Raw genomic sequence first — 12265 nt, 5'->3', positions numbered from 1 at the left:
GGGACCTTTACTTTGACCGGGCCGATTCCCGTTTGGATTTCTCTTTCAGGCAAATAACCATTGCGTACCACTTGCCTATGCCCCCGGTCATTTTTCACATCTGCATACTGCTGCAGAAGATCCTGAAGTTCAGCTTCGACAGCGTCAGCAATAAGTTGTCGAGCACCATGTCGCAACAACTCGGTCAGTGGATCCTCGGAAAACTCTCCAGGCTTTTTCAGGCTAATAATTTTATTCTTGTTCATGACGTATCCTTTTTGTGTTGGAATTGTTCTTGGCGGATTGGTCCCAACAGGATACGTCATTTATTTTTTATGTCTTCCTCAAACACCACTTTCGATCATAACTCGTTTCTGTCCCGATAGCTGCTGATGCGTTTTGATACAGCGTAGTTGGTAAATTGCTCGCCGCGGAGTGACACTGTTTGCTCAACTTCTACCGAAAACCCTTTTTTCTCGAAAAAACCTCTTGCTGCAAGACTGGCCTCGGCAAATAAGTGTGAGATACCCAGTTGAATAGCCTCATGCTCAATGGCTTGCAATAGAGAGCTGCCAACACCTTTTCTTTGCCAATCATGGGCACAGTAAAAACAGTCGATGTGGCCGTTTGACTCGAGTTCTGCAAATCCGATTATTTGATTGTCTTTTTCTGCCACAAAAGGATTGGTTTTGTTCAGGCGCTTTATCCAGTTGGGAAGATTCCATTGGGATGGAGCCCAGGCTTCTACTTGCGCTTGGGTGTAGTCCTTACTATTTACTTTATGGACGGTCTTATACAGCAGTGACCAAAGCGTCTGCTCTTCCCCTTTTCTGTATCGACGTATTTTCATACCATTTACAGTCAACGTTTTGGGTGTGGAATGCGAGGAACCAGCGTCCAAGCCACCTAATGGTTATCTTGATTGAGATTTATTCAAAAATCGGCTTCATAAAACTACGTTCATAGCTGACTACACACCGGGTGTGCTCTGCATATTTGAAAGCTTCCTGACACTCTAGGTCAGTAGACATTTCTTCCCGGTATTTTTCATAGGCAGATAGACTAGGGAAGCTGAAAAGAGCAACGGCAATATTGTTTGCACCCTCATGGGGAAGAAAATATCCATGATGGTTGCCTCCCATTCTGTTCACTAGTGGAATCCACATTTTGGCGTATTTTTCAAATTCAGCTACTTTATAAGGATCAATTACATATTTTAAATAACAGGTGACCATAGTTATCTCTCTTAGGTGTCGCGAAGACCTGGTAGATCCGAGATCTTCGACCTCATTCCCTCTGAACCGTACAAACGAGTTTTCCAGGCTACGGCTCAAGCACTCTGTAAGGCCCATTCTGATAAGAAGGGTATGGATTTGCATATTGCCTGTATACATATGGCCAATATCCACCTCGCAATATCAACTATATGGCTGTGCTTGATTGCCTGATAATGCCGTAAGTCTGAGAAAAAAGAGTAATTCTTCAACAGCCTCCTTAAGGGGCGCGGAAAAGAATAAATATCCAAAAATTGTGTAGGATATCGGTTTGGTAACGTCGTAGCGTCAATGGTTCCATACTGGCCGTATTGAGCCATTGACGCTACTACGTTACCGAGTTGAGAGACAAGCAAGATTGGATAATTTATGTTTTCCCTGACCCTAACATCACGATAGGGCATGACGCCGAAGTTGCACCATCGTAATAAGCGCCAAGCACGCAATACCTGTGGCAGCCGGAAACAAAACTGTCGTGAGCGAATACTGCTCCAATGCCGCTACTGCAACGAGATTACGCGTCGCAAAGATGATGAAGAACGTCAAACTCTCCTCAAAAGGCAATGCATAGGCTTTTCGTAGTGTAGGGCCGAAGCCGATGACGTCCACAGAAGTAAGGACAACCACAGCCCATAGCGGGTCTGTGGTGAAATACCATACAGGCAGTGAACTCATGGCCGCGAGGAAAAAGCACCTGTCATGCCATGTGATGCTGCTATCAGCTTTTTGGGCGTACGCTAGCCAAGCAATGTACATGGTGATAAGTCCGGAGATGCCAATCGGCCAGGCACCAATTCCACCACCACCATTGAGTTGTGCCAGGAAAGCTATGAAGGTTGTCGTCCCCCATATGATCCATGAGAAGACATGTGGCCTAGTCCTTTTTTGTTGGATGGCTCGGGTATACGGAACGAAGCCAACAAACGTCAACGCTATGGCCATGCCGCTTAGGACTTCCCGGTACATCATGGATTCGAACTCTGTATGGGCGTGTTGTTTCTTTAAAGTTAACCACGCGGATAACCGGCGCGAACAAGCCAGCGGCAAGTTTACGACTGCTTGGTCTGTCCGGTGTACTCCCGTCATGGGCGTGATCGTATGGGGTGCAAGTCCCCTGTATGTGAATCCTGTTTCTGCTTCATTACAGAAACATAATTACTAGTCGAAGGCAAGGGCGATCTCGTGAGTGATGGTCTGGAGGATGCCTGAGTACAGGTAAGGTAAGAAGAGAAGGCTGGTTCTCCTCCCAAACTGTGATATAGTATCACACTTAAAACCAACAAGTAATGCAGTCGCCCCTGGGACAAGAAGAATTGAAGCCCTATCAATGTTGTTCAGGTAACAAGCCGAACAACACACTGGAGAGTTCCTTGAAAGTATAGGGTTTACGCAGGTAGCCAGAGGGTTTTTCTTCAGCGAATCGCTTGGTCATTTCCTCCTCCGCATAGCCGCTGGCCAACACTACCTTTATTTCCGGATTCAATTGACGGAGGATTCGGAATGTTTCTTCGCCTCCCATTTTCGGCATGGTCAGATCGAGAATAACCAGGTCGATTTCGTCTTGTTTTTCCCGGTAAACCTCAACGCCTTCTTGCCCATTCCTGGCCGTCAGAGCTTCAAGACCGAGCAGCTCCAGTTGCTCCGTGCATACTTCGAGAACCAATTCTTCGTCATCGACCAATAGTACCTTCCCGGCAAGATGTTCTTTGTTGGCTCCGATCCCTTCAACTCGAGCGGGACTCTCTGTCGAAGTGCTATGTACCGCAGGAAGGAACACTTTAAAAGTTGTCCCTACGTTGGGCTCGCTATAGACTCCGAGCCCACCGTCATGGGATTGAATTATGCCAAGAACAGCCGACAGCCCGAGTCCACGACCAGTAAATTTGGTGGTAAAGAAAGGATCAAAAATACGCCCGAGCGTCTCTCTGTCCATGCCGGGACCATTGTCAGATACCGTCAACATAACATAAGGGCCTGCATTCAACGGTTTGATCAAAAAATTATCTGAAAAATACTCCTGCGAGCAATACATACTACCTGTCGAGATATTGATGGTCCCTTCACGGTCACCGATGGATTCGGAGGCATTAATAACGAAATTCATCACGATCTGTCTCATCTGAGAGGGATCGCCGACCGTCAAAGGAAGCTGCTCTTCCAGGTTCAGGTTAAGAAGGCAGTTTTTAGAAATAGAGGTCTTGAGCATCTGGGTCATTTCACTGATCAGCTTGCTCATGGAAAACTCTTTCTCCTCTATCTTTCCTTGGCCGGAATAAGCCAGTAACTGCGTGCAAAGATCCGCAGCCTGCAAAGTAGCGGTCTTGATATTTTCCAGGTTTATTGCCACTGATGATGGCTGAGAAAGCTTCAGCAAAGCGAGGTCGGCATGACCAAGAATGCCCATGAGCAGGTTGTTGAAGTCGTGGGCAATACCACCGGCCAGTACTCCCAGGCTTTCCAGGCGTTGTGTCTGCGCCATGCGCTCTTGCATGAGTTTATCCTGCTTTTCACGTTCTACTTCTTCGGTAATGTCATGGGAGGCAAGCACAGCTAATACCACGTCACCTTGTGCATTGTAGATTGGGACACCGAATATCTTCAATATATGCTCAAAATCAAAGCCTAACCTTCTAAAGCAGAAGATTTCCCCATTCAGATGTTCGCCTCGCAGTACTCTGAGGGTAGGCCATTCATCGCTCTTCAGGTCTTTGCGGTCTGGATAGGTCTGTATAGCATAATTGTTTACGATAAATTGCCAGTTAAGAAATTTTTCCTCCTTGTGGTCAAACTTATAGTTCATGGCTGAAGCTCTATTTGCATAAATCCTGTTTGCAGAAGTATCGTAAACGGTAACGCCATTGCTTATGTGGTCGAGTATAGCCAGCCACTTGGCCTGTTCCTGCTCAGCAAACTCTTTGGTTGCTCGTAGTTCTTCTTCAGCTTGCTGGCGTTCTGTGATGTCTGTCAATATTAGCAATTGGAGTTCCGGGTCTCCATTTGCATTGCAGACAGGGGTTCCGAAGTATTCGACAATCCGTTCCCTTTTCGTTTCAAGGTGTGAAACAACGAATTTTTCGTGGTCCACCGTTTCGCCGCGATACAACCGCTTCAGTGGCCATTCATCAAGCGGGATTTCTTTTCTTTCGGGATAGGAAAAGCGGCGGTAGAGGTGCTCGAAAAAGCCGATGTTCAAGGGGAGTTCAGACTTGTCCTTATATTCAAGAATGCTTGCCAGCGCATTGTTCGCAAGGATGACGCTACCCTCCATGTCAAACACGACCACCCCACTATCCATGTTGGAAAGTACAGCTTCTAGCTGTTTCTTATCCTGTTCTGCTTGTGCCTTCGCTTCCTGGAGGATACGCACCTGATCGGTGATTACGTCTGAATAGAGAATTATTCCACCGATTTTCCCCTCTGCATCGTACCACGGTCGGCATTCCCAACTCGTATGACAGACGGATCCATCAAGCCGTACAAAACAATCTGTATCATTTTTTTCAACAGCTCCGCGCAAAACCCGCTTATGTATATCACGCCATTTCTGGGGCATTTCTGGAAAAACTTCATAGTGTTTTTTCCCGATGACCTGTTCCTCAGAAACCTCATAGTCCTGCAGATAGCGATCGCTGCAGGCAAGACAAACCATGTTCCGATCATAAATTGCAGCAGCACTTGGGCAATGCTTGATGAAGTACCGAAACAGTTTCTCGGAAAAAAAAGCTTGATTGGTCGCAGTACGTTCTATCCTGTCATGAAGGGTATGTGAATTAGAACCCGTTTCTGTCATGTTCAACCTTATTAGTAGAATAACAGGTACCTAAAACTGGTACAGATGGGGAAACTCAAATGTTAATAGCTATATTAGAATTATATAGCTAATCCAACATGGGATAAAGCAGCATTTGCTGCTATGGTTCGTTGGGCTTTGTAGATTTAACAGGTAGGATCTTAATCCGCTCGACGATCTTGGCTAGGAGTCTGCTGGAGAGAGTTTTTTCCCTATATTTGTGTTGTTAACCCCCGTGATCATTTACTATGAGCAGGCTGTTACTAAGGGGACGGGCGTGGAAAGAGATCCTCCCCCACGCCACCCGACTATTGCTTCAGGAATGCGGGCATAAAAAGCAGCCATTGGATTTTTGTGCTGCTGAAATTTTTTTCCTGCACCTCGATATAGTTTGTTCTGACGACTTCGTCACTGCCTCCATTTGCCCCGGTAACTCTCAGTCGCACAGTGTATGATCCCGGAGTGGAGTAGGTGTGGCTGGGATTGCGGCTGGTCGCATCAACGGTACCGTTATTGTCGAAATCCCATTGCCAGGAGATCGGACTGTTCAGTGAGCTGTCATAAAAGGTGAGGGTGCATGGGGCTGTTCCCTGGCGTGCATTGGTATAGAACTGAGCCACCGGATCACCACTGCTCTGTCCACTGGCCTCGATATTGAGGTAATTAAGCATGGTGTACTCATCAAAGATCCCCATATTCATAGTAAGTTTCTTGTCGCTGACTTGAACGGTTCTGGTGCGGACCAGGTAGGGACTGCTGGCTTCGTCGTCAACAAAGCTGACACCCTCGATTTCGATCATGTTGCGAGGGTAAATTTTTCCCTGCCAGCCGACAGATACCGTCACTTCATAGGTGCCGTTGGGGAGGTCGAACTCAAAAGTCTTGAGCCGTCCCCAGTCATCAAAGAGGATACTTTTCTGCAATTCGTTGGGACCGCTTGTCAGGTATTGATACATCACATGGGCCATGTCGCCGTACCAGCCGTATCCCAGGGTCTTATCGTAGTTGTTCCAGCCGATTTTCAGGTACTCATGACCATCGACAGTCAAGGGAATGGCTGTTGGCGGGCCTACCGGATTCTGAAAGTTGATATAATAGTTTCCCGGCTGCCCTTCTGTCCGTGGGTGGGAGGAAGGTGGGGTGATATCGGGGATCGCACTGATTTCTCCACCGTTTTTCAGGCCGATGAGTCGGCGCAGGTTGTACATAAACTCGCCATCACGGGTATAGGTGGTCAGGCTGCTGACGATCTTGTCCGCCTGCTGATCGGCCGTACTTTCGACGTCTATTTCAGGGCCACTGTTTCCGTTGAGCACATAGAGATATTCGTAGTCCTCCAGGCTGTCGCGCATTAATTCAAAGCGGATGGAGGGGACAAAACGGTGATTATTGGCGCCATAGATGATGGCTGCGTTGTTTTCGCTGGGCGGATAGAGCATGAAGCGGTCACCATTGTGATCCGAGTAGAGCGGGTCGGCCCAGGGATTCGTGCTCCAGTTATTGAGAGAGTAATAAGCGATGCCGCGGATACGGTATTTCCAGAGAAACCAGCCTGTGAGTTTGCTCTCGATGCCGGGGTGGTCCAGGGTGATGGGGTTGAAGTAGGGAGGCCTGGTGCCGTGGAGAAAGTAAATCCAGCTCTCCTCACCGTGGTCCCGTTCCCTGACCTGGGAAACGTTAGGATCGTACTCGTTGAGGACCGGAAGCCAGATGTCTATCTGTCCATCGCTGACATAGTCGGTGCTGTTGTAGATTTCCGGCCTGGGATTTTCAGAAACCATGAGTTTAAGGTTGGGGGCCGCCTCTTTAAGGTAACGTGAATACCAGGCGACTGCGTCATAGCCAGCCTGATTCTGGGGCTCATTGGCAAAATAATAGTAGGCCTTGTCCAGGTATCCCAGGGACTGCAGGTATTGTTGGGTGGCGGTCATGTACTGAAACCAGGCTGTGTTATAGGCACTGCTCGGATTGTCATTCTGGTACCAGTCATCGGTGCTGCGGATGTGTCCGCAGAAGTTTGATGGACGCTGGTCTGCGGAGGCATCATTGTTTTGAAAGGTGATTCCCATAAAGGAGGGAAATCCCTGGCCACCGTTAAAGGGCTGGGTAAAGGTGCCGTTCATCATTCCGGTGCCGTCAAGGTATCGTGCCGAGGGTTCTACAAAGCCCCAGATACCGTAGGGATCGGTAATGGTATGAGTGTCGCAGTTGTAGTTAAGATAGGAAGCTCCACCGCTGCTGGTAAGGCCTCCGGACCAAAGAACGCTCTTCGGTGTCAGGCGGTGATCAATGAAAAATTCCTTTATCTTGTCTACATAGCTCCAATAGGCCGTCCCTGTTCCGCCTACGCCATAGGCATTGAGGATGGTTTCGTGGGAAAAGTTCATCTGTGATTTGACGTGCAGCTCAGTGGGAATGGCAAAGTTGAAAACATGCAGGTTGACAGGGATGGCAATACCGTCGACCTGGATATTGGTGCTGTAGTCGCCATCTGGGGTAGAAATTGGCACATGGACAGTTAGCCAAAGGGAGGTGTTTTCTCCGGCGCTCAGTGCTATTGAGGTGTTGTTTTCAAGCGGCCAGAGGGGGTCGGGGTAATCGCCCGTGCGGCCCAGGTTATCACTGACCTGGGTAACGGGGACGTACTTGACCTGATAGATCTCGGTGGTGATGCCGGCTCCGAAACTTCCCATGGATACCGAGACATTCCCCGAGGTCTGGGGTTGGATTACCAGCTGAAAGGGTTCATATTCATTGCGGGCGGCATAGATCTTGATGCCAGAACCCGTAGCCGTGGGAACCTGGTCATCTTTAAAGACCCGTTCAGTGGGTGGTGTGGTCCAGAATTGGTAGGAGCCACTGGACTGGCTTAATTTATAGGTTATGGTTTCCATATCTTCGGCTGCAAAGAGAAAAGAGGGGCTAAGCAGGAAGAAGAATAGAACGCGTTTACCGAGAGAAATGAGCTTCATGCTGTCTGTAAAGGTGAGATGGAACTGGCATTGCCCAAGCAAAACTGCATAATAGTATCTGGTCACAGATCCTCCATAGAGTTTCCATTTGGTCGTTTACCTATGGAAAAACGCTTTTATCCAAATCAGAAGCACCTGTAAACAATTACGGCTCAGAGCTGATTTTTTCATTTTTTTCTGCGACATAAAGCGCCACTTCTTTGCTTTTCAGAAGTTCTCTGAAGTGCATGGGCGGATTTTTATCCGTGAATATCGCATCTATCTCAGACATATCTGCGATGCGTACCATCGCATTTCTGGTAAATTTTGTGTGATCTGTTACCAGAAAGACGCTTCTTGAGTTGTTGATAATCTCCCGGGCAACGCGTACTTCATGATAGTCGTAATCCATCAGGGTACCATCTTCATCAATACCGGAAACGCCAATAATACCGTAGTCGACCTTGAACTGGCGGATAAACTCCACAGTTGCTTCCCCTGTAACGCCTTGATCTCGATGGCGCACCATGCCGCCTGCAACTATGACCTCACAATCCTCATTCTGGCTCATGGTAACAGCAACATTCAGATTGTTGGTTATAACTTTCAGCCGTTTGTGCTGAGAAAGGACCTTGGCAACCTCTTCGGTTGTTGTGCCCAGATTTATGAACAACGATGCCCGGTCAGGAATTTGTTGAGCAACCATCTCTGCAATACGTTTTTTTTCCTGGTTTAAAATGGTCTGCCTGGTGTTGTAATCGACATTTTCCACACTGGAGGTTCTGCTTGCTCCCCCATGGTGTCGTTGAAGGAGTTTGTTGCTGCACAATCGATTAATATCCCGCCGTATGGTCTGAGGGGTAACGTCAAACTGGCTGGCCAGTGAATCTATGGATGAAAAGCCCACCTCATTGACCAGGTTCAGTATCTCACGCTGTCTGGCTGATAAAGATTCCAGGTTCAATCTGTTGCTCTTGGTTTTTTTTTGTTCCATAGTGGTTAAAAAAAGTTTCTGATGTTCATTTCTGAAAACCTGTCGAGAGTACTCACTAGAATGTTATTTAGTCGTTATTTCGATATCTTCAACAGTGTTTGAGGCGGCAATACATGTACAGTAAACGAGTTCGTTTAATCGTGCAATAAATTTTCGTTTTCGAACATTGGTTTTGTCTGGTGACCATGCTTTTCGCTCTATCATACAGGTTGTCTGGCATAAATGCGCAGTGCAAGATGTGCGATGAAAAATTATTGCCTTTGCATATATGGTTATCTTTTGTGCTTGTTTTTGTGCGGATATTTATTATGGCTAGAATTTGTGTTGCTGAGGCGGGGTGCGTTTTAACGAGGTTCTGCGATCCTATTTTTAATCTTTTATAAGGCGAAGTGCTATCTTGAGTAATGCTGGATTATATTGAACAGGAAAAAACAAATAGCATGGGAAAAAACAGAGAGTTTCCGCTCAAAGGTTTGATTTTTTTGGGTTTTATCATGATTTTTTGCTGCGTTTGTTGTTCTTTTGCAGTGCGAAAAATGTATTATTTTCCTTAAGTTGTGGTGGTATCATTTAAACTGCAGTCTTTTCTTTGTCTTAATCAGTTTTTCTTATTTGTTCATTATATGGTTAAAAACGAATATTTTCTCTTGCAAACTTGGCGCTCGTGTGGCATTTGTATTTTCATAAGTGAAAATATTGTGTTCGTTTTCATCTAAAACTAACCTTGATGTAACAAAATTTGTTGTTGATGTGTTCATCTTGTTTTCAATCTCGACCAGATTTACCAATTCATTTAGACCTTCGGCTGTACCCTTGCCGAGATAAATGAGGGAGAAGTAAATGAAACGATCAGCGTGTATCTCTCAACTGGAAGACAGCTCAAAAATATGGGATTTTATCATCATCGGTGGTGGTGCAACTGGTCTTGGCTCCGGTCTTGATGCTGCTGCCAGGGGGTATTCGGTCCTTGTTCTTGAGCAGGGTGATTTTGCCGAAGCAACATCAAGCCGTAGTACTAAGATGGTGCACGGTGGGGTGCGCTATCTTCAGCAGGGAAATATCAGTCTGGTGATGGAAGCACTGTATGAGCGTGGTGTGCTGCTTAAGAATGCCCCGCACATGTGTTATAATCAAAAATTTGTAGTTCCTGATTATAAGTGGTGGGGACTCCCCTACTATGGCATAGGGCTTAAAGCCTATGACATGCTTGCCAGGAAATACAGTTTCGGCAAATCTCAGATTCTTTCCCAAAAAACAGTCATCAAGGAAGTTCCTGGAGTACTCAGAAAAAATTTAAAAGGCGGCGTGACATACCATGATGGTCAATTCGACGATGCCCGCCTTGCCATTACCCTGGCCCGTACAATGGCCGACCATGGCGGTTATCCGATCAACCATGCAAAAGTGACGACGCTGCTTAAGGATCAGGCAGGAAAAATAACTGGTGTGAGCGTAACTGATCAACAGACAGGGGCATCATACGACTTGAAGGCCAAATCGGTCATTAATGCCACCGGTATTTTCACAGACGATATTATGAATATGGACAATGAGAACCATAAGAAACTCATTGCACCAAGCCAGGGCGTTCATATCGTGATCGACAAAAAATTCCTCGGTGGAAAAACCGGCATTATGGTACCCAAAACCGATGATGGCCGCGTTATCTTTTTTGTTCCCTGGCATGATAAAGTGGTTGTCGGGACCACAGATACTCCAATTGATAGTGTTTGCATGGAGCCCAAGCCAATGGAAGAGGAAATCGACTTCCTGGTGGATCATTCTGCCAGGTATCTCGAAACACCTCTTACCAGGGCAGATGTTTTGAGTGTATTTACCGGTATCAGGCCGCTCGTAGCAGCAGATAAATCCGACGGTAAAACCAAGAATCTGGCAAGGGATCACTATCTTACGATTTCTGACAACAACCTGCTCACCATAGCTGGTGGCAAGTGGACCACTTACAGGCATATGGCTGAAGACTGTATTGACAACGCCATTAAGATGGGAGGACATACATTTCGTCCATCTCCAACCAAAGACGTTAAGCTCCATGGTTACACCGACGATTTTGATCACAAGAATCATATGCATGTGTACGGCAGTGATGCAGCTGATATCAAGAACCTTGCAGTAGAATACCCTCAACTTGATGAAACTATGCACCCCGACCTGCCGTATTCCTGGCTTGAAGTGGTATGGGCTGCAAGAAATGAATGGGCTTTGACAGTTGCAGATACACTTTCCAGGCGTACCCGTGCCCTTATTCTCAACGCGAAAGCTGCTGTTGAGGCAGCCCCGAAAACGGCTGAGATCATGGCGAAAGAACTTGGTAAGGACGATACATGGGTTAAGGAACAGGTGGAGCAATTCACCAAGCTCGCTGAAAACTATATTGTCAATTAGTTGTACTTGAGGGATTTACCGAAATTGTCACTTTTGAGTAAATCCTTTTCTGGGTAGCAGTTCGATTCAGGAGGGATCGAGCTTTTTTTTACAATCACTTTTTTTGGTAGGAGTTGGCTATGAATGTGTATTTAAGTGAATTGATCGGCACAATGATCTTGACACTGTTTGGCTGCGGCGTAGTCGCAAATGTTGTGCTCGAGAAATCCAAAGGGCAGAACGGCGGTTGGATCGTAATAACCATGGGCTGGGGTTTTGCGGTAACCTTTGCTATTTATGTTGCTGGTAAATATTCAGGAGCACATATCAACCCTGCCGTAACACTAGGACTGGCCTCCATAGGTGCTTTTCCCTGGGCTGAGGTGCCCGGGTACATAGCTGCCCAGATGGCGGGTGGTTTTATTGGCGGCTGCCTGGTATACTTTGTCTATCACTGCCACTGGGCTCCAACCCAGGATCCTGGATTGAAGCTGGCGGTTTTCTCAACCGGTCCTGCAATTCCCTGCACTTTTTCAAATTTTGTTTGTGAGTTCATTGGTACAGCTTGTCTCCTCTTTATTCTACTTGGAATCGGTGCAAACGAATTCAGTCAGGGGCTGAACCCGCTCGTCGTTGGTTTTTTCATTGTAGCCATCGGTCTCTCACTGGGGGGACCAACAGGATATGCCATTAATCCTGCCCGTGATCTGGGCCCTCGTATCGCTCACATGTTGCTGCCTATTCCCGGAAAAGGCGTGAGTGGTTGGCATTATGCATGGGTTCCTGTTATCGCTCCCCTGTGTGGCGGTGTAACTGGTGCCTGGATGTATAAGCTAATGGTTGGCTGATGGTCTGGAAGTTCCTACCATACATTCATGTATATAAACTGGAA

General features: G+C 46.9%; 8 protein-coding genes and 1 pseudogene. 2 read left to right on the top strand and 7 right to left on the bottom strand.

All coding sequences use genetic code 11. The features are described from left to right. The 7 genes and pseudogenes from G493_RS29845 to G493_RS0117370 form a co-directional block, all read right to left on the bottom strand. Positions 1-245, bottom strand: a pseudogene (locus G493_RS29845) (IS256 family transposase); the annotation flags it as partial. A 95-nt stretch (positions 246-340) separates the two neighbouring features. Next, positions 341-829 (bottom strand): GNAT family N-acetyltransferase, encoded by a 489-nt coding sequence (locus G493_RS0117395; RefSeq protein ID WP_028581435.1) that lies wholly within the window; start codon positions 827-829, stop codon positions 341-343. Between the two features lie 79 nt (positions 830-908). Beyond that, the gene (locus tag G493_RS0117390; protein ID WP_028581434.1) at positions 909-1214 is read right to left on the bottom strand and encodes an NIPSNAP family protein; all 306 of its coding nucleotides are present in this window, start codon (positions 1212-1214) and stop codon (positions 909-911) included. A gap of 429 nt (positions 1215-1643) precedes the next feature. Continuing rightward, positions 1644-2222 (bottom strand): hypothetical protein, encoded by a 579-nt coding sequence (locus G493_RS0117385; RefSeq protein WP_028581433.1) that lies wholly within the window; start codon positions 2220-2222, stop codon positions 1644-1646. A gap of 355 nt (positions 2223-2577) precedes the next feature. Beyond that, positions 2578-5043 (bottom strand): PAS domain-containing hybrid sensor histidine kinase/response regulator, encoded by a 2466-nt coding sequence (locus tag G493_RS32435; protein ID WP_051309444.1) that lies wholly within the window; start codon positions 5041-5043, stop codon positions 2578-2580. A gap of 308 nt (positions 5044-5351) precedes the next feature. Then, positions 5352-8081, bottom strand: coding sequence for a glycoside hydrolase domain-containing protein (locus G493_RS0117375; RefSeq protein ID WP_028581432.1), 2730 nt, complete (start codon positions 8079-8081; stop codon positions 5352-5354). A gap of 79 nt (positions 8082-8160) precedes the next feature. Next, a complete protein-coding gene (locus tag G493_RS0117370; RefSeq protein WP_028581431.1) occupies positions 8161-8988 on the bottom strand; it encodes a DeoR/GlpR family DNA-binding transcription regulator in 828 nt (275 codons plus the stop codon). A gap of 840 nt (positions 8989-9828) precedes the next feature. Between G493_RS0117370 and G493_RS0117360 the strand changes: the two genes are divergently transcribed. After that, entirely contained in the window at positions 9829-11394 is a 1566-nt protein-coding gene (locus G493_RS0117360; protein ID WP_028581430.1) for a glycerol-3-phosphate dehydrogenase/oxidase, read from the top strand. A gap of 119 nt (positions 11395-11513) precedes the next feature. After that, a complete protein-coding gene (locus G493_RS0117355) occupies positions 11514-12221 on the top strand; it encodes an MIP/aquaporin family protein (RefSeq protein WP_028581429.1) in 708 nt (235 codons plus the stop codon). Positions 12222-12265: the final 44 nt, after the last annotated feature.

This window comes from Desulfogranum japonicum DSM 18378, from assembly GCF_000429945.1.
In the GTDB taxonomy this organism is placed as follows: Bacteria; Desulfobacterota; Desulfobulbia; order Desulfobulbales; family Desulfobulbaceae; genus Desulfogranum; species Desulfogranum japonicum.
The sequence above is the reverse complement of the archived record's forward strand: the minus strand, read 5'-3'. Positions and strand labels throughout refer to the sequence as shown.